Here is a 17,291-nt window from a genome sequence, read left to right on the forward strand (position 1 = left end):
GCCGTAGGGCTTAGCACTTGTAGTACATGTCGAATTCGACCGGGTGCGGGTGCAGCGTCAGGCGCATCACCTCTTCCATCTTCAGCTCGATGTAGCTGTCGATGAAGTCATCATCCATGACGCCGCCGGCCTTCAGGAAGGCGCGGTCCTTGTCGAGGTTCTCGAGAGCCTCGCGGAGCGAGCCGCAGACTTCCGGGATCTTCTTCTGCTCGCGGGGCGGCAGGTCGTACAGGTTCTTGTCGGCGGCCGCGCCCGGATCGATCTTGTTGTTGATGCCGTCCAGGCCGGCCATCAGCAGGGCGACGAAGGTCAGGTACGGGTTGCCCATCGGGTCGGGGAAGCGAGCTTCGATGCGCTTGGCCTTCGGCGAGTCGACGTGCGGGATGCGGATCGAGGCCGAGCGGTTACGCGACGAGTAGGCCAGCTTCACCGGGGCTTCGTAGCCCGGCACCAGGCGCTTGTACGAGTTCGTCGTGGAGTTCGAGAACGCGTTGATCGCCTTGGCGTGCTTGATGATGCCGCCGATGTACCACAGGCACATGTCCGACAGGCCGGCGTACTTGTCGCCGGCGAACAGCGGCTTGCCGTCCTGCCAGATCGACTGGTGCACGTGCATGCCCGAGCCGTTGTCGCCGAACATCGGCTTGGCCATGAAGGTGGCCGACTTGCCGTAGGCGTGGGCCACGTTGTGGATCACGTACTTGTAGAGCTGCATGCGGTCGGCCATCACGACCATGGTGTCGAACTTCAGGCCGAGTTCGTGCTGGGCGGGCGCCACTTCGTGGTGGTGCTTTTCCGGCTTCATGCCCAGCTCGCCCATGACGGCCAGCATTTCGCCGCGTAGGTCTTGAGCCGAGTCGATCGGGTTGACCGGGAAGTAGCCGCCCTTCGGACCCGGGCGGTGGCCCATGTTGCCTTCCGGATATTCCTTGGCCGAGTTGCCCGGCAGCTCGACGGAGTCGAACGAGTAGCCGGTGTTGTTCGACGAGGTGTTCCAGCGAACGTCGTCGAAGATGAAGAACTCGGCTTCCGGACCGAAGAACACGGTGTCGCCGATGCCCGACGACTTGACGTAGGCCAGGGCGTTCTTGGCGATCGAGCGCGGGTCGCGGTTGTAGGGGGTGCCCGTGTCGGGGTTCACCACGTCGCAGAACAGCGCCAGGGTCGTCTGTTGGTAGAACGGATCGATGATCGCGCTGGTCAGGTCCGGACGCAGCTTCATGTCCGACTCGTTGATGGCCTTCCAGCCGGCGATCGACGAGCCGTCGAACATGGTGCCGTCGTTGAGGAATTCGTCATCGACCAGATCGATGTCGAAGGTGACGTGCTGCAGCTTGCCGCGAACGTCGGTGAAACGAACGTCGACGTACTTGACGTCCTTTTCCTTGATCAGGTCCAGGATTTGCTTGGCGGTGCTCATAGTTATCCCCTTTGAGCGTTAAGCGTTGCGGGCCAGGTCGCCTTAGACGGCGGCGGGGCCGGTTTCTCCGGTGCGGATGCGGACGACTTCCGTGATTTCCGACACGAAAATCTTGCCGTCGCCGATGCGGCCCGTGCGGGCGGCGTTGGTGATGGCCTCGAGCGCGGGGTCCAACTGGCTGTCTTCAACCACGACTTCGACTTTGATCTTGGGGAGAAAGTCGACGACGTACTCGGCGCCGCGATAGAGCTCGGTATGGCCCTTCTGGCGGCCATAGCCCTTGGCTTCCAGTACGGTCATGCCCTGCACGCCCATGTCCTGAAGCGCCTCTTTGACCTCATCCAGCTTGAACGGCTTGATGACGGCTTCGATCTTTTTCATCAGACTTCTTTCACGCCCATACGGCGCGGGCGCCGCTGACTGAGCGGCACGGAGCACGCCGGCCTGTACGGTCACAAGCAGGCTGATGCGCTTTATCGGACGACGTCTGTCGAGTTTAGCTCATTGACGCATATTTGTGCACATAAAGCCTGAAAGTTGATCATTGCGCGTTTGGGCGGCCAAACCGTCCCGGGAGTCGTGATTGCCGACCCAGGATCGCCGAAAGGGCCGTTTTGTCGGCGAAGAACCGGACGGAAGCCACGCGGTCGGTGTCTGGATCCGATGGGGCGCGTTTCGGCGGAGTGGCCAAAAATGCGCCGTCGCTTCGAAAACTGCTGAAGATTGTGGCGAAATCCGAGTCGGGCGAGCGGATTAAGGCGGGGTGGGTTTTTGCGCGTTCGCACGTTTCGACGACGAAGCGCGCTAGATTGAGGTCGGAAACGTCACGACAAAGCCCGGCGCGGCAGGCGTCGCCGGGAAGATATTGCGAAGACGAGGCAGGGTGATGAGCCGCATTCATATGATCCGCCACGGCCGGCCGGCCTCGACCTGGGGCGATGCCGACCAGGATCCGGGGTTGGACCCTGTCGGCGCCGAACAGGCGCGGGCGGTGGCGCGGACGCTGATGGCCCTGCCCGAAGCGGAGCGCCCGTCGCGGGTGGTCAGCTCGCCGCTGCGGCGCTGTCGCGAAACGGCCCAACCGCTGGCCGACGCCCTGGGCGTGGCGATCGAGATCGATCCCCGAGTCGGCGAGATCCCGACTCCGGCCGCTCTCGACGCCGAGGCGCGGCCGGGCTGGTTGCGACGGGCCTTTGAGGGCAAGTGGAGCGACATCCAGGGCGATCTCGACTACGTCGCCTGGACGCGAACGGTCGCTGACGCCGTGGCCGCGTATCCCGGCGCGGCGGTGTTCAGCCATTTCGTGGCCCTGAACGCGGCGGTGTCGGCGGCGACGGGCGGCGAGATCGTGGCGGCGTTCCGGCCCGACCATGTCTCGGTGACGACGTTCGATCGGGTCGACGGCGCGTTGATCCTGGTCGACAAGGGCCAGGAAGCCTCCACCCAGGTTCTATAGAGAGGAGCAGCCGTGCCGCGCGAGATCATGACCGTCGCCGAGATGACCGCGGCCGACCGCGCGGCCGTCGAGGCGGGGACGCCGACGATCGTGCTGATGGAGCGGGCTGGCCAGGCCGTGGCCGACGTGATCCGCGAGCGTTATGCGCGCTGCCCGACGGTGATCTGGTGCGGTCCGGGCGACAACGGCGGCGACGGCTATGTGATCGCCCGGCATCTGAAGCGTCGCGGCTGGCCCGTGCGGGTCGAGGCGCTGGCCCCACCCGCCAGTCCGGCCGCGCAATGGGCCGCGTCGCGCTGGAAGGGCGAGACCGGGCCGTTGGTGTCCGAGCCAGGTTCGGCGTCGCTCTATGTGGACTGCCTGTTCGGCGCGGGTCTGTCGCGACCGCTCGAAGGCGAGGCCGACCGCCTGGCGCGGGTCATGCCGGGCGCGGCGCGGATCGTCGCCGTCGACGTGCCCAGCGGGATTCTGGGCGACACGGGCCTTCCGCTCGGCGAGCGGGCCTTGAAGGCCGAGCTGACCGTCACCTTCCATCGTCGCAAGCCGGCCCATGCGCTGGCTCAGGGCCGGGCCGCCTGTGGCGAGGTCGTGATCGCCGATATCGGTCTGGAGGCCACGGGGCAGGGGCGTCTGTTCGAGAACGAGCCCGGCCTGTGGGCCCAGCGTTTTCCCTGGCCGGCGGTTGACGCCCACAAGCACGCCCGCGGGCGGATGATGGCGGTCAGCGGCGAGGCCTGGAGCACCGGCGCGGCGCGGCTGGCGGCGCGAGGGGCCTTGCGGATCGGCGCGGGCGTGGTGACCCTGCTGTCGCCGCCCAACGCCTTGGCGATCAACGCCGCCCACCTGGAGGCGGTGATGCTGGCGCCGTTCGAAAGCGAGTTCGACCTGCAGACCCGCGCGGCGAGCGCGGACGCCGTGGTGATCGGGCCGGCGGCCGGGGTGGGGGAGGCGACGATGCGCCACGTCTTCGCCCTGGCCCGCAACGGCGCGGCGCTGGTCGTCGACGCCGACGCCCTGACCAGCTTCGCCGAGGACCCCGCCGCCCTGTTCTCGGCGCTGGACCGCGACGACGTGCTGACTCCGCATCCCGGCGAGTTCGAACGAATCTTTCCAAGTCTGCTCACCGCCTCGCCCGAACGCATCACGGCGGCGCGGGAGGCCGCGCGGCGGGCCGGGGCGGTGGTGCTGCTGAAGGGGTCCGACACGGTGGTGGCCGCGCCGGACGGGCGGGCGGCGGTCAGTCTGAACGGCGCGCCGTGGCTGGCGACGGCCGGTTCCGGCGACGTGCTGGCCGGCTTCATCGCCGGCTTGATCGCCCAGGGCATGGAAAGCTTCGAGGCGGCCTGCGCCGGCGCCTGGATTCACGCCGAGGCGGGCGCGGCGCATGGGCCGGGCCTGATCGCCGAAGACCTGCCGGATCTGGTCCCGCCGATCCTGGGCGCGCTGTGGAAGGCGAGACGGGCCTAGTTGTTCTGGCGGATCAGGACGACCTGGGTGGGAACGCCTTCGTCGAACAGGCTGTGGCTGATCGCCAACGCCGTCTGGAAGGTGCGTTCCTCGACGGTGTCGATGAACAGGACCCGGGCGCGGTGCTTCACCGTCCAGCCCTTTTCGTCTTCGACGACTTCAATGGTTTCCATGACGCGCGCTCACTGGACAACTGAGACGCAAACCCGTCCGGCGCCAGATCGTTCCGACCCTAGATTTCCAAGCTGATTTTCTGGAAGTGAAACACCGGCCCGGGCGTCAGTCGGGGGGGCATGGCCCGGGCCGGTGAGGGTCCAGGGCGTTCTGAACAGCCGCGGACATCTGCATAACCGGCGACGCGAAAAGTTGTTCCCGAGGTTGAGAGAAATAATCGCATTCCGCGAGCGGTTCGCCGGCGGAGCCTGGAACGCGGCGGTTTCGCCTGGCGACTTGCCAAGCCGGCCCCGCATGTCTAACCCGCTCCGGCGCACATGCGGATGTGGCGAAACTGGTAGACGCACTAGATTTAGGTTCTAGCGCCGAGAGGCGTGGAGGTTCGAGTCCTCTCATCCGCACCACCTTCGCCGGGCCTTGGTCCAGCGGACGCGCCGCTTTATTGGGTCCATGGCCCGTGAGAGTGCAGCAATGCCCTTGGATGGTCGCCAAACGCGTGACATAAGGGCGCTCTTTCGCCGCCCCGGTGACGTGGGCGGCTTTGATGTTTTGACCCCTGGGGCGGACGACGGGCGCGAGCGCCCGAAGAGCCGAGAAGCTAAGAATGTCGATGCAGATCGTTGAAAAGTCGGGCGAAGGCCTCAGCCGCGTTTATGGCGTGACGGTGCCCGCGAGTGAACTCGCCACGCGTCTCGAAGCCCGGATCGCCGAGGTCGCGCCCCAGATGAACGTCAAGGGCTTCCGCCCTGGCAAGGTGCCGACCGCGCACGTTCGCCGCCTCTACGGCAAGGCCCTGATGGGCGAAGTCATCGAGGCGACGCTGAACGAAGGCGCCCAGAAGGTGCTGGACGACAACAAGCTGCGCCCGGCCGGCCAGCCGGACCTGAAGCCGTCGTCCGACATGGACAAGGTGCTCGCCGGCGGCGAGGACCTGGCCTTCGAACTGGCCGTGGAAGTGATGCCGGACTTCGAGCCGATCGACCCCGCGTCGATCGAGCTGACCAAGCCGGTCTACAAGGTCTCGGAAGCCGAGGTCGACGAGGCCCTGGCCGACCTGGCCAAGCAGGCCCGCACCTATGAGCCGCGCACGGGCAAGTCCCTGAAGGCCAAGGACGGCGACCAGCTGCTGATCGACTTCGTCGGCACCATCGACGGCGTGGCCTTCGACGGCGGCACCGCCACCGACGCCGAGCTGACCCTGGGTTCGGGCCAGTTCATCCCGGGCTTCGAAGACCAGCTGGTCGGCGCCAAGCCGGGCGACGAAGTCACCGTGAAGGTCGACTTCCCGGCCGACTACCAAGCCGCCAACCTGGCCGGCAAGGCCGCCGAGTTCGCCACCACCGTCAAGGAAGTGCGCGCCCCGGTCGACTCCGCTCCGGACGACGAGCTGGCCAAGCGCCTGGGTCTGACCGACCTGGCCGCCCTGAAGGACCTGCTGAAGTCGAACCTGGAAGGCCGTTACGCCAACAGCTCGCGCTTCAAGCTGAAGCGCGCCCTGCTGGACGTTCTGGACAGCAAGCACGACTTCGCCCTGCCGCCGCGCATGGTCGACGCCGAGTTCGCCGGCATCTGGCAACAGGTCCAGGCCGACAAGACCCAAGGCGGTCTGTCGCCCGAGGACGAAGGCAAGACCGAAGACCAGCTGCAGGACGAGTACAAGAAGATCGCCGAGCGCCGCGTGCGCCTGGGTCTGGTGCTCGCCGAGATCGGCCGCAAGAACGACGTGGCCGTCAGCGAGCAGGAACTGGCCGACGCCATGATGCGCGAAGCCCGCCAGTACGGCGCGCAAGCCCAGCAGGTGTTCGACATGTACCGCCAGCGCACCGACCTGCAGGCCGCCCTGCGCGCCCCGATCTATGAAGACAAGGTCGTCGACCTGATCTTCGGCAAGGCCAAGATCGAGGAGAAGGAAGTCTCCAAGGAAGAGCTGATGGAAGAAGACGATCTTCCGGAAGGCTACGGCGGCTAAGCTGCCGTCATCCGACGAAATGAGGGCGCGATCCGCGAGGGTCGCGCCCTTTTTCGTGGCGCAAGCTTCGGCTCGGCTCCTTGCAACCTGTTAAGCGCCACGCGATATGCGTGAGCGACGGCGCGCGGGGGCTGATTCGTTTTCGCGCCGCCCAGACACAACGAAAAGGGCGATCCCTATGTATGATCCGATGGCGACGGCGATGAACCTCGTGCCGATGGTGGTCGAACAGACCAGCCGCGGCGAGCGGGCGTTCGACATCTTCTCCCGTCTGTTGAAAGAGCGGATCATCTTCCTGACCGGTCCCGTCGAAGACGGGATGGCCAGCCTGATCTGCGCCCAGCTGCTCTTCCTGGAGTCCGAGAACCCCAAGAAGGAAATCGCCATGTACATCAACTCGCCGGGCGGCGTGGTGACGGCCGGCCTGGCGATCTACGACACCATGCAATACATCAAGAGCCCGGTCTCGACGGTGTGCATGGGCATGGCCGCCTCGATGGGCAGCCTGCTGCTCTGCGCCGGCGCCCCCGGTCAGCGCATCGCGCTGCCGAACGCCCGCATCATGGTCCACCAGCCGTCGGGCGGTTTCCGCGGCCAAGCCTCGGACATCGTGCGTCACGCCGAGGACATCTCCAAGACCAAGCGCCGCCTGAACGAGATCTACGTCAAGCACTGCGGCCGCACCTATGAGGAAGTCGAGCGCGACCTGGATCGCGACAACTTCATGAGCGCCGAGGAAGCCAAGGCCTGGGGTCTGATCGACCACATCAACGAAAGCCGCGACGCCTCGGAAGAGAAGGCCTAAAGCCTCTCGCCGCCGAAACGAGAAAGCCGCCGACCTTCGGGTCGGCGGCTTTTTTCATGCCTGGAGCTAGAATACGTCCTGAGCGCGTTCGACGCGGATAGAGAAGGACGCGTATTTCTTCTTCGTCAGTATGTGACCGATCGTCCAATAGGTGGCGACCAAGTTGCAGACAAAACCCGCAACACCGCCCGCCATCGCGCCGTAGGCGCCCAGGCCGACTAGGTTCATCACAACGCCAGCGAAAGCTCCAAGCATAATCCCGGCTAGGCCGCCAAATAGCGTCGCGCGCCAAATGAACGACCACCACAGGGCAAGGTGCTCGCGGCGGCTGAGCTCATTCATAGCGATGGTTCCATCTGGCGAGCCAAACTCAGCCAGGCTTGCCCCGGAAGATCCGGTAACCCTTCTCGTGGGCGATCGCCAACATTTCGCGGTCGCCGGACGTGTCGCCATAGGCGGCGGCCAGCGACAAATCGTCGCCGAAGACCTCTTTCAGGCGGATCACCTTTTCGGGACCCCGGCAGTTGGGGCCGAGCAGGGGGCCGGACACCTTGTCGTTCAGGTCCAAGGCCAGGCGCGAACCGATCAGCATGTCGGCGCCCAGGCCGCGAGCGAACGGAGCGACCACCACGTCGGGCGAGGCGGTGACGATCACCAGCTTGGCGCCCTTGGCTCGCCAGCGCCGCCAGACGGCCAGGGCGTCGGGGCGGAAAAGCTTCGGCGCCTCGGACTGGGCGAAGGCGCGCGCCTCGCGTTCCAGTTGCTCCAGAGGTACGCCGCGCAGGAATTCGCGGACGGCGGCGGCCTTGATCTTGCCGCGGTTGCGATCGAACACATACCCAACCGCAGCAGGGAAAAGTCGAACCATTCCCGCGAAATGCCGGGCCGGGCTGACCCGCCATTTCAGGAAGGCCGTGAAGCTGTCGCGAACCGTCAGGGTGCCGTCGAAATCGAAGGCGACCAGGGGCGGACCCTCGTGCAGGTCTCCGGTCATCGGCGTCGAGGCCGACAGGCCCTTGGCCATCAGTGAACGTTTCGCCATTCGTCTCCGCGCTCGCGCGCCCCGCAACCGAGCCCGTCTTGCACCACGATTCCGCTTTTACCGCTAAGCTCTTCGCGGATTTCGCTCCGCTCGCGCCATGCGGCTGTGCGGAGCGAACGGACCCCGGCTTGCGTTGAGGTCCTGGAACGCCATCTTAGAGAAGAATTCCATGAAACCGTACGCATCATCCACGAACTTGGGGGCTGTAAATCGGCTCCAAGGCTTGTGCCGTGCGTCCGGATCGGGGAATGTCAAGGATTAGACAACTCCCGGCGGATATCCTGCTGCTTCGGTGGCGGAATAGGCGCTAAAGGAGTCGGTGGTTTCGGCTTCGGCCTGGACCGCCCTAGCGTGAGAAGCGACCATGACAAAAGCCGCGAGCGGCGACACCAAGAGCACTCTGTATTGTTCTTTCTGCGGAAAGAGCCAGCATGAGGTGCGCAAGCTCATCGCGGGGCCGACGGTGTTCATCTGTGATGAGTGCGTCGAGCTTTGCATGGATATCATCCGTGAAGAGCACAAGATCGCTTTCGTGAAGTCCAAGGATGGCGTGCCCACGCCGCGCGAGATCTGCGAAGTCCTGGACGATTACGTGATCGGGCAAAATCACGCCAAGAAGGTCTTGGCCGTGGCGGTGCACAATCACTACAAGCGCCTGAACCACGCCTCGAAAAACAACGACGTCGAGCTGGCCAAATCGAACATCCTGCTGGTCGGTCCGACCGGTACGGGTAAGACGCTGCTGGCCCAGACGCTGGCCCGAATCATCGACGTGCCGTTCACGATGGCCGACGCCACCACCCTGACCGAAGCCGGTTATGTGGGTGAGGACGTCGAAAATATCGTGCTCAAGCTGCTGCAGGCCGCCGACTACAACGTCGAGCGCGCTCAACGCGGCATCGTCTACATCGACGAAATCGACAAGATCAGCCGCAAGTCCGACAACCCGTCGATCACCCGCGACGTGTCGGGCGAAGGCGTGCAGCAGGCCCTGCTGAAGATCATGGAAGGCACCGTCGCCTCCGTGCCGCCGCAGGGCGGGCGCAAGCATCCGCAGCAGGAGTTCCTGCAGGTCGACACGACGAACATCCTGTTCATCTGCGGTGGGGCCTTCGCGGGCCTGGAGCGCATCATCTCGGCGCGCGGCCAGGGCAAGTCGATCGGCTTCGGCGCCAAGGTGGCGGATCCGGAAGAGCGTCGCACCGGCGAGATCCTGCGTGGCGTCGAGCCCGACGACCTGCAGCGCTTCGGCCTGATCCCGGAATTCATCGGCCGTCTGCCGGTGATCGCCACCCTGGAGGACCTCGACGAGGCCGCCCTGGTGAAGATCCTGACCGAGCCGAAGAACGCCTTCGTCAAGCAGTACCAGCGCCTGTTCGAGATGGAGAACATCGGCCTGACCTTCACCGACGACGCCCTGCATCAGGTCGCCAAGAAGGCCATCGCCCGCAAGACCGGCGCGCGCGGCCTGCGCTCGATCATGGAAGGCATCCTGCTGGAGACCATGTTCGAGCTGCCCAACTACGAGGGCGTCGAGGAAGTGGTGGTCAACGCCGAGGTCGTCGAAGGCCGGGCCCAGCCGCTGCTGATCTACGCCGAAAAGAAGGGTGGGGCGGCTTCGGCCTGATCCCATTCTCTTGGACTGAAAAAGGGCGCGTTCGGCTTTGCCGGGCGCGCCTTTTTCGTCACATCGGGCCATTTCCGACATGCGTGGGCCATGGCGTCGGGATCTTCGCCAAAGTGTCGGCGGTACGACTTAGGCGTCTCGGCTCGACTGCCGGCAATGATCTTGCACGGCGGAGCCGGGTAAAGGGCATGTCCATTGCACCTTGGCCGGAAAGCCGCGACCCGTCGCCGCTACAAGGCGAGTGTGCTTGAACCGTGTTGCAAAAGGTCCACATAAATAACGACCATCCGCTCAGTCCCGGGCGGACGGGTCGTACGACTCAGGCGCATCGTCTGGGTGACGGCGGCCCGCGTGGCTGAACGCGAGATCAACGCGACGGCCAGGAGTAAAAGGCATCATGTCTGAGATTCGTACGCTTCCTGTGTTGCCCCTGCGGGATATCGTTGTGTTCCCGCATATGGTGGTTCCGCTCTTCGTCGGGCGTGACAAGTCCGTGCGCGCCCTTGAAGAGGTGATGCGCGGCGGCAAGGAGATCCTTCTGGTCACCCAGAAGAACTCGGCCGACGATGATCCGGCCCCGGCCGACATCTACGATGTCGGCGTGCTGGCCACCGTCCTGCAACTGCTGAAACTGCCCGACGGCACCGTGAAGGTGCTGGTCGAAGGCAAGGGCCGCGCGGCCGTCGTGCGCTTCACCGACCAGGAGGCCTATTACGAGGCCCAGATCGGCGAAGTGAACGAGGACCAAGGCGTCGGTCCCGAAGCCGAGGCCCTGTCGCGCGCCGTCGTCGAGCAGTTCGAAAACTACGTCAAACTGAACAAGAAGGTGCCGCCCGAGGCCCTGGCCTCGATCCCGCAAATCGCCGAACCCGGCAAGCTGGCCGACAGCATCTCGGCCCACCTGTCGGTCAAGATCGGCGACAAGCAGCACCTGCTGGAAATCTTCGACGTCGTGAAGCGCCTGGAGAAAGTCTTCGCCCTGATGGAGGGCGAGATCTCGGTGCTGCAGGTCGAGAAGAAGATCCGCTCGCGCGTGAAGCGCCAGATGGAGAAGACCCAGCGCGAGTACTATCTGAACGAGCAGATGAAGGCGATCCAGCGCGAGCTGGGCGACCCCGACGATCAGCGCGACGAACTGATCGAGCTCGAAAAGCGCATCAAGAAGACCAAGCTTTCCAAGGAAGCCCGGGCCAAGGCCGAGGGCGAACTGAAGAAGCTGCGCAACATGAGCCCGATGTCGGCCGAGAGCACCGTGGTCCGGAACTATCTGGACTGGATGCTGTCGATCCCGTGGGGCAAGGCCAAGACCAAGAAGATCGACATGGTCGAGGCCGAGGCGGTGCTCGAAGAGGACCACTACGGCCTGGAGAAGGTCAAGGAACGCATCCTTGAGTACCTGGCCGTCCAGGCGCGCACCAACTCGCTGAAGGGTCCGATCCTGTGCCTTGTCGGCCCTCCGGGCGTCGGCAAGACCTCGCTGGGCCGCTCGCTGGCCAAGGCCACCGGTCGCGAATTCGCCCGCATCTCGCTGGGCGGCGTGCGCGACGAGGCCGAGATCCGCGGTCACCGTCGGACCTATATCGGTTCGATGCCCGGCAAGATCATCCAGACCATGAAGAAGGCCAAGACCACCAACGCCTTCGTCCTGCTGGACGAGATCGACAAGATGGGCAGCGACTATCGCGGCGACCCGTCCTCGGCCCTGCTCGAGGTGCTGGACCCGGCCCAGAACTCGACCTTCGGCGACCACTATCTGGAAGTCGACTACGACCTGTCCCAGGTGATGTTCGTCACCACGGCCAACAGCCTCAACATGCCCCAGCCGCTGCTGGACCGCATGGAGATCATCCGCATCCCCGGCTACACCGAGGACGAAAAGGTGGAGATCGCCAAGCGCCACGTGCTGCCCAAGCAGATGAAGGACCACGGCCTGAAGGAGTCCGAGTTCGTGGTGCCCGAAAAGGCGATCCGCGACCTGATCCGCTACTACACCCGGGAAGCCGGCGTGCGGTCGCTGGAGCGGGAGCTGGGCGCCCTGGCGCGCAAGACCGTTCGGGACCTGGCGCGCGAGAAGCTCACCTCGATCACGATCGACGATGAGCGTCTGGCCAAGTACGCGGGCGTCAAGAAGTACCGCTACGGCGAGACCGACGAAGTCGACCAGGTCGGCATCGTCACCGGTCTGGCCTGGACGGAATTCGGCGGCGACATCCTGACCATCGAAGCCGTGAAGATGACGGGCAAGGGCCGCATGACGGTCACCGGCAACCTCAAGGACGTGATGAAGGAGTCGATCTCGGCGGCCAACAGCTACGTCCGCTCGCGGGCCGTGCAGTTCGGCGTCAAGCCGCCGGTCTTCGAAAAGACCGACGTCCACGTGCACGTTCCGGACGGCGCCACGCCCAAGGACGGCCCGTCGGCCGGCGCGGCCATGGCCCTGGCCATCGTTTCGGTGCTGACCGGGATCGCGATCCGCAAGGATATCGCCATGACCGGTGAGATCACCCTGCGGGGCCGGGTCACGGCGATCGGCGGTCTGAAGGAGAAGCTCCTGGCGGCTCTGCGCTCGGGCGTGAAGACGGTTCTGATCCCTCAGGAGAACGAGAAGGATCTGGCCGAAGTCCCGCAAAGCGTGAAGGACGGCCTGGAGATCATCCCGGTGTCGACCTTCGATGAAGTGCTGAAACACGCCCTGACCGGCCCGCTCACGCCCATCGAATGGCGGGAAGAGGACGAGCCGATTGCTGCAACTGCGAAGGTTGAAGACGGCGACAGCGACGCTGTTCTGACGCACTAACAGTAACTTATCGTGGATAACTTGGGCGGCGCGGAGATTTTCCGCGCCGCCTTCGTTTGACGGGCCGTCTGAACCCCGCATACTCCCGGTCGAGCGAAGCGGCGTAAGCTGTAGCCGGCGCCGCCGCTTTCATGCTGGGAGAAGAACATGACCACAAAGGCCGAACTCGTCACGGCGATCGCCGAAAAGGCGGGCATCAATAAGAACCAGGCTAAGGACGCTCTCGAGGCTTTCATCGACGCCGTCACCAGTTCGCTGAAATCGGGCGAGGATGTGCGTCTGGTCGGCTTTGGCACCTTCAAGGCCGTCGCCCGCGCCGCGGGCACCGCGCGTAACCCGCGCACCGGCGAGACCGTGAACCGTCCGGCGTCGAAGACCGCCCGGTTTCAGGTCGGCGAGGGTCTGAAGACCACGCTGAACGGCTGATCCAGTAACAAGATTTCGAGGGCGGGGCGCCACGAAGGCGTTCCGCCCTTTTCTATGCGGGACTTTTCCAGGCGGGCGGGGTATCTCCCACGTCCTCGTCTGTCCTGGTTCGTCCGTCCTGGCCTCGTTCGCCTTGATTTGACCCGGCTCGAAATGTCCTGGGGGCGGTTAGCTCAGCGGTAGAGCGTCTCGTTTACACCGAGAGGGTCGGGGGTTCGATCCCCTCACCGCCCACCAATATCGGGTCCGTCGAGGCGCTTAGCCCGGGACCAAGCCTTCCAGAACCAGCGCCGCGTCGCGCGAGGCCTCGTCGGCGCGGATCGCCGCGCCCAGGGTTTCGGCGGCGGCCTTGAACGCCGGCTCTTCCAGCAGACGACGTACGGCGGCGGCGATGGTCTCCGAGTTCGCATCCGCGGGCAGGGTCAGTCCCGCTCCGCGATGGGCGACGCGGGCGGCGTTGTCGTTCTGGTCCCGTCCCATCGGCAGGCAGAGCAACGGGACCCCGGCCATCAGCGGTCGCAGGGCCGAGCCGTGGCCGGCATGGGTGACGAATAACGCCGCGTGCTTCAGCAGGTCGCCGTGCGGCGCGCTGCGGACGACGGAGACATTGCTGGGCGCCTCGAACTCGGCCGGGTCGATCGTCGGGCCGGTGGTCGCGACGCCGCGCACCGGCAGGTCGCCCAAGGCGGCGATGATCGCGCGCAGGGCCGGCTCCTGCGCCTGGTAGAGGCTGGAGAATGACACCACGACCAGCGGCGCATCGCCGGGCGGCGGCGTGAACGGTTGGGCCCAGGCCGGATCGGCCAAATAGGGGCCGACATGGGCGAAAGGCGCGGGCAGGGGATCGGGCGCGAAGTCGAAGGCCCGGCTGGTCGCCAGCAGGATCGCCTTGGCGGTGTCCAGCTGGGCGAACAGGTCGTCGAGCGGCGCCAGGCCCAAGGCGGCGCGGGCGGCGTTCAGGTCGGGCAGGCCGGCCTGGAAGAAGGTCCGGCTCATCTGGCCGACCATGGCGTGCATGCCGCGCTCCTCGTCGCTGGTCGCGGGCAACATGCCGGCCCCGAACGGCGGCGCGCCGGGCATCGTCGGCAAAGACCAGACGTTGGCGGCCAGCAGCGCCAGCGGCAGGCCTTTCGCCTCCGCCGCCGCCATCGGGCCCAGCAGAAGTTCCTGCGAGACCACCACGTCGGGCGCGAAGGTGTCGATCGCCGCCAGGGTGTCCTGGGCGTAGGCGAGGGCGGGGCCGGCCATCACCCGATCCAGCAGGCGCTGGATCACCGCCAGCGGATTGTCGGCCTCGTGATCCTTCAGCCGATCGTCGTCGCGGGTCTTGCCGGTCTGGAAGGGAGCGGTCGTCCAGGGGTGGAACGGCACGTCCAGGGCGGCGGCGTCCGACTCATTGCACGGATCGCTCAGCACCAGCACGGCATGGCCGCGCGCCGCCAGGTCGCGGGCGACCAGCAGCATGGGCTGCACATGACCGCCGCCTTCCCAGGTGGTGAAGAGATACCGCGCCATCCGAAGTCCCCGACCGCATTCGCAGGGGCCTGCCTACGCGGTCCGCGCGGGCCTCGCCATATGCGATTGGCGGACGGACGCGTCGAAAGGCGCAAGTCATGCGTTCCTGGCATGCGCGCGCCAGGGCGTGATCTGACGGTGTTCGAGCTTGATGGTGCAAGGCTCAAACGGAAATGCTATTGCGCGAAGCCCTGTTGCATCACGGTGCGCTGCGATCGCTGGACAGCGGTCCAGCTTCGGAGGAACCTCCGTCCCCGTGAGTGTCTTAAGGCTCTGCGACCGTGTCGGCGGGCGCGGCTGACAAGCGAGGTTCCGGCGTGATGGATTTGCGGTTTGATCAGCTCTCGGCGTTCAACGAGGCGCAAGAACCCTTGTTCAAGGCGGCCCGGCCCGGCGGAAAGCCGGTCAGGCTGGTCGACACGACCATGCTCTACGCGCCCCGCAGCGGGGGCGTTCGACGCTATCTGAACTGCAAGCGGGCGTGGATCGCGGCGAATCGGCCGCAGGTCCGCCACACCCTGGTGGTGCCCGGCCCGCGCGACGCCCATGACGGCCACGGACGGGTTTCGATCTATGCCGCGCCCCTGCCGTTCGGCGACGGCTATCGCTGGCCGGTGGTCAAGAACGCCTGGATGGAGCGGCTGATCCGTCAACGGCCCGACATCATCGAGGCCGGTGATCCGTACACGCCCGGCCTGGCGGCCCTGAAGGCCGGCGACGCCCTGGGCGTGCCGGTGGTGGGCTTCTGCCACACCGACCTGGGCGCCCTGGCGGCGCTGCATATCGGCGAGTGGGCGGAAAAGCCGGTGCAGAAGCGCTGGGCGGCGATCTACAGCCAGTTCGACCAGGCCGTGGCTCCCAGCCAGTTCATCGCCGGCCGCCTGATCGAGGCGGGCGTCAAGGACGCCATCGGCCTGCCGCTGGGCGTTGATACCGAGATCTTCAATCCCAACCGCGGCGACCGCGAGGCCCTGCGGCGCAAGCTGGGCCTGACCAATCGTCACCGCATCCTGGTGTTCGCCGGCCGCCCGGCCAAGGAAAAGAAGCTGGACGTGCTGGTCGAGGCCGTCGAGCGGCTGGGCGACCCCTATGTGCTGCTGTTCGTGGGCGCCGGCGCCGGCGCGCCGACCAGCGACCGGGTCATCTGCATGGACTATCAGCGCGATCCGCAGAGCCTGGCGGCGATCCTGGCCGGCTGCGACGCCTTCGTCCACGCCAACGACAACGAGCCGTTCGGCCTGATCGTGCTGGAAGCCATGGCTTGCGGCCTGCCGGTGATCGGCGTCGACGCCGGCGGTGTCGCCGAGTCGGTCGACGAGACCGTCGGAGCCCTGGCCACGGCTTCCGAGGCTCGCGCCTTCGCCGAGGCGGTGGAATCGGTGTTCGCCCGCGACGTACAGGCCGTGGGCCACGCCGCCCGCCTGCGCGCCGAGCAGCGTCACGGTTGGGACCCGGTGTTCCGCAAGCTGTCGGCGGTCTACGGCCGCCTGACCGGCTGCGCCGCGTTCGAGGACCTGGCCGTCGCGCCGGCCCCCGAACCGATCGGCTGGAACTAGGCCGCCGCTTTCGTCAGCGCGTTACGCACGTCGGCCAGGATCTCGTAGGACCGCAGGCGCGCGCCGTGGTCGTGAATCTGCGACGCGGCCATCAGCTCGTCGGCGCCCGTGGCGTCCAGCACCTTCTGGATCTTGGCGCGGACCGTGTCGGGCGAACCGATCGCCGAATAGCGGAAGGTGTGGTCCAGGCCGGCGATCTCGGACTCCGAGGCCACGTCGCGGATGTCGTCGACCGGCGGCGGCAGCAGGCCGGGATTGCCGCGTCGCAGGGCCACGAACTGCTGCTGGCTGGACGTGAACAGGCGACGGGCTTCGTCGTCGGTGTCGGCCGCGCAGACCCCGATACAGACCAGCACATAGGGCTTGGCCAGGGCTTCGGACGGCTTGAAGGTGCGCCGATAGATGGCGATGGCCTCCATCAGCTGGTCCGGCGCGAAGTGGGCCGCGAAGGCGAAGGGCAGGCCCAGGGCGGCGGCCAGCTGGGCGCTGTAGGTGCTGGAGCCTAGAAGCCACAGCGGCACGTCCTGGCCTTCGCCCGGCACGGCGCGCACCGCCTGGCCGGGTTGGGCCGGCTGGAACCAGGCCTGCAGCTCGACAACGTCCTGGGCGAAGCTGTCGACCGCGCCCATGTAGCGGCGCAGGGCTCGCATGGTGGGCTGGTCGGTGCCGGGCGCGCGGCCCAGGCCCAGGTCGATACGGCCGGGATAGAGGGCGGCCAGGGTGCCGAACGCCTCGGCCACCATCAACGGCGCATGGTTGGGCAGCATGACCCCGCCGGAACCGACGCGAATCGTCGAGGTGCCGGCCGCCACGTGGCCGATGACCACGGCGGTCGCGGCGCTGGCGATTCCCGGCATGTTGTGATGTTCGGCCAGCCAGTAGCGATGATAGCCGAGCCGTTCGGCGTGGCGGGCCAGGTCCAGGCTGTTGTGGAGGGCCTGGCCGACGGCGGTCCCTTGCGGAACGGGCGCCAGGTCGAGGACGGAGAAGGGCAGGGGATGCGTGTGCGACATCCACGCTAGATCGGGACGCGGAGC

Annotated in this window: 16 protein-coding genes and 2 tRNA genes; 10 read left to right on the plus strand and 8 right to left on the minus strand. The window is 66.2% G+C overall.

Annotated elements, in window-relative coordinates:
• Window positions 1-10: 10 nt before the first annotated feature.
• The gene (gene glnA / locus G3M62_RS10515) at window positions 11-1,420 is read right to left on the minus strand and encodes a type I glutamate--ammonia ligase (protein ID WP_165186814.1); all 1,410 of its coding nucleotides are present in this window, start codon (window positions 1,418-1,420) and stop codon (window positions 11-13) included.
• Window positions 1,421-1,462: 42 nt separating this feature from the next.
• Window positions 1,463-1,801 carry a P-II family nitrogen regulator gene (locus G3M62_RS10520; protein ID WP_165186816.1) on the minus strand — a complete coding sequence of 113 codons (339 nt, stop codon included), beginning with the start codon at window positions 1,799-1,801 and terminating at the stop codon, window positions 1,463-1,465.
• A gap of 505 nt (window positions 1,802-2,306) precedes the next feature.
• Between G3M62_RS10520 and G3M62_RS10525 the strand changes: the two genes are divergently transcribed.
• Entirely contained in the window at window positions 2,307-2,876 is a 570-nt protein-coding gene (locus G3M62_RS10525; protein ID WP_165186817.1) for a histidine phosphatase family protein, read from the plus strand.
• A 12-nt stretch (window positions 2,877-2,888) separates the two neighbouring features.
• Complete coding sequence (locus G3M62_RS10530; RefSeq protein ID WP_165186819.1) at window positions 2,889-4,343, plus strand: NAD(P)H-hydrate dehydratase; 1,455 nt, start codon at window positions 2,889-2,891, stop codon at window positions 4,341-4,343.
• On the opposite strand, the gene G3M62_RS10535 is transcribed toward G3M62_RS10530, so the two are convergent.
• Window positions 4,340-4,516 (minus strand): hypothetical protein, encoded by a 177-nt coding sequence (locus G3M62_RS10535; RefSeq protein ID WP_165186821.1) that lies wholly within the window; start codon window positions 4,514-4,516, stop codon window positions 4,340-4,342. The two genes, G3M62_RS10530 and G3M62_RS10535, sit on opposite strands and share 4 nt — an antisense overlap.
• Window positions 4,517-4,836: 320 nt before the next feature.
• On the opposite strand from G3M62_RS10535, the gene G3M62_RS10540 reads away from it, so the two are divergent.
• The 3 genes from G3M62_RS10540 (at window position 4,837) to G3M62_RS10550 (ending at window position 7,291) form a co-directional block, all read left to right on the plus strand.
• Window positions 4,837-4,921, plus strand: a tRNA-Leu gene (locus G3M62_RS10540).
• A gap of 206 nt (window positions 4,922-5,127) precedes the next feature.
• Window positions 5,128-6,486, plus strand: coding sequence for a trigger factor (tig, locus tag G3M62_RS10545; RefSeq protein WP_281360097.1), 1,359 nt, complete (start codon window positions 5,128-5,130; stop codon window positions 6,484-6,486).
• A 178-nt stretch (window positions 6,487-6,664) separates the two neighbouring features.
• On the plus strand, window positions 6,665-7,291 hold the full coding sequence (locus G3M62_RS10550; protein WP_165186824.1) for an ATP-dependent Clp protease proteolytic subunit: 627 nt from the start codon (window positions 6,665-6,667) through the stop codon (window positions 7,289-7,291).
• A gap of 66 nt (window positions 7,292-7,357) precedes the next feature.
• On the opposite strand, the gene G3M62_RS10555 is transcribed toward G3M62_RS10550, so the two are convergent.
• From G3M62_RS10555 to G3M62_RS26505, 3 genes are all read right to left on the minus strand, one after another.
• On the minus strand, window positions 7,358-7,633 hold the full coding sequence (locus G3M62_RS10555; protein ID WP_165186826.1) for a hypothetical protein: 276 nt from the start codon (window positions 7,631-7,633) through the stop codon (window positions 7,358-7,360).
• Window positions 7,634-7,661: 28 nt separating this feature from the next.
• Entirely contained in the window at window positions 7,662-8,333 is a 672-nt protein-coding gene (locus G3M62_RS10560) for an HAD-IB family hydrolase (protein WP_165186827.1), read from the minus strand.
• 258 nt (window positions 8,334-8,591) lie between these two features.
• Window positions 8,592-8,831 carry a hypothetical protein gene (locus G3M62_RS26505; protein WP_246263628.1) on the minus strand — a complete coding sequence of 80 codons (240 nt, stop codon included), beginning with the start codon at window positions 8,829-8,831 and terminating at the stop codon, window positions 8,592-8,594.
• Here G3M62_RS26505 and clpX point away from each other — a divergent pair.
• The 4 genes from clpX to G3M62_RS10580 all read left to right on the plus strand — a co-directional run bounded on the left by clpX (window position 8,734) and on the right by G3M62_RS10580 (window position 13,420).
• Window positions 8,734-9,960 carry an ATP-dependent Clp protease ATP-binding subunit ClpX gene (clpX, locus tag G3M62_RS10565; RefSeq protein WP_425483854.1) on the plus strand — a complete coding sequence of 409 codons (1,227 nt, stop codon included), beginning with the start codon at window positions 8,734-8,736 and terminating at the stop codon, window positions 9,958-9,960. The two genes, G3M62_RS26505 and clpX, sit on opposite strands and share 98 nt — an antisense overlap.
• A 397-nt stretch (window positions 9,961-10,357) precedes the next feature.
• Window positions 10,358-12,757 (plus strand): endopeptidase La, encoded by a 2,400-nt coding sequence (gene lon, locus G3M62_RS10570; RefSeq protein WP_165186831.1) that lies wholly within the window; start codon window positions 10,358-10,360, stop codon window positions 12,755-12,757.
• A gap of 147 nt (window positions 12,758-12,904) precedes the next feature.
• Window positions 12,905-13,183, plus strand: a complete 279-nt coding sequence (locus tag G3M62_RS10575; protein ID WP_028037652.1) for an HU family DNA-binding protein — start codon at window positions 12,905-12,907, stop codon at window positions 13,181-13,183.
• Between the two features lie 162 nt (window positions 13,184-13,345).
• Window positions 13,346-13,420 (plus strand) — tRNA-Val (locus G3M62_RS10580).
• 21 nt (window positions 13,421-13,441) lie between these two features.
• Here the strand turns inward: G3M62_RS10580 and G3M62_RS10585 are convergent.
• Complete coding sequence (locus G3M62_RS10585; protein ID WP_165186832.1) at window positions 13,442-14,698, minus strand: glycosyltransferase; 1,257 nt, start codon at window positions 14,696-14,698, stop codon at window positions 13,442-13,444.
• Window positions 14,699-15,018: 320 nt separating this feature from the next.
• Between G3M62_RS10585 and G3M62_RS10590 the strand changes: the two genes are divergently transcribed.
• Complete coding sequence (locus G3M62_RS10590; protein WP_165186834.1) at window positions 15,019-16,254, plus strand: glycosyltransferase family 4 protein; 1,236 nt, start codon at window positions 15,019-15,021, stop codon at window positions 16,252-16,254.
• On the opposite strand, the gene G3M62_RS10595 is transcribed toward G3M62_RS10590, so the two are convergent.
• A complete protein-coding gene (locus tag G3M62_RS10595; protein WP_165186836.1) occupies window positions 16,251-17,267 on the minus strand; it encodes an LLM class flavin-dependent oxidoreductase in 1,017 nt (338 codons plus the stop codon). The two genes, G3M62_RS10590 and G3M62_RS10595, sit on opposite strands and share 4 nt — an antisense overlap.
• Between the last annotated feature and the right edge of the window lie 24 nt (window positions 17,268-17,291).

Origin of the sequence: Caulobacter soli (genome assembly GCF_011045195.1) — a bacterium.
In the GTDB taxonomy this organism is placed as follows: Bacteria; Pseudomonadota; Alphaproteobacteria; order Caulobacterales; family Caulobacteraceae; genus Caulobacter; species Caulobacter soli.

Coding starts and splice junctions, on each gene's coding strand:
- glnA (WP_165186814.1), bottom strand. CDS start 1,420: ATGAGCACCGCCAAGCAAATCCTGGACCTGATCAAGGAAAAGGACGTC.
- G3M62_RS10575 (WP_028037652.1), top strand. CDS start 12,905: ATGACCACAAAGGCCGAACTCGTCACGGCGATCGCCGAAAAGGCGGGC.
- G3M62_RS10595 (WP_165186836.1), bottom strand. CDS start 17,267: ATGTCGCACACGCATCCCCTGCCCTTCTCCGTCCTCGACCTGGCGCCC.
- G3M62_RS10560 (WP_165186827.1), bottom strand. CDS start 8,333: ATGGCGAAACGTTCACTGATGGCCAAGGGCCTGTCGGCCTCGACGCCG.
- tig (WP_281360097.1), top strand. CDS start 5,128: ATGCAGATCGTTGAAAAGTCGGGCGAAGGCCTCAGCCGCGTTTATGGC.
- G3M62_RS10525 (WP_165186817.1), top strand. CDS start 2,307: ATGAGCCGCATTCATATGATCCGCCACGGCCGGCCGGCCTCGACCTGG.
- G3M62_RS10520 (WP_165186816.1), bottom strand. CDS start 1,801: ATGAAAAAGATCGAAGCCGTCATCAAGCCGTTCAAGCTGGATGAGGTC.
- G3M62_RS10555 (WP_165186826.1), bottom strand. CDS start 7,633: ATGAATGAGCTCAGCCGCCGCGAGCACCTTGCCCTGTGGTGGTCGTTC.
- G3M62_RS10550 (WP_165186824.1), top strand. CDS start 6,665: ATGTATGATCCGATGGCGACGGCGATGAACCTCGTGCCGATGGTGGTC.
- G3M62_RS10590 (WP_165186834.1), top strand. CDS start 15,019: ATGGATTTGCGGTTTGATCAGCTCTCGGCGTTCAACGAGGCGCAAGAA.
- G3M62_RS10535 (WP_165186821.1), bottom strand. CDS start 4,516: ATGGAAACCATTGAAGTCGTCGAAGACGAAAAGGGCTGGACGGTGAAG.
- lon (WP_165186831.1), top strand. CDS start 10,358: ATGTCTGAGATTCGTACGCTTCCTGTGTTGCCCCTGCGGGATATCGTT.
- G3M62_RS10585 (WP_165186832.1), bottom strand. CDS start 14,698: ATGGCGCGGTATCTCTTCACCACCTGGGAAGGCGGCGGTCATGTGCAG.
- G3M62_RS26505 (WP_246263628.1), bottom strand. CDS start 8,831: ATGCAAAGCTCGACGCACTCATCACAGATGAACACCGTCGGCCCCGCG.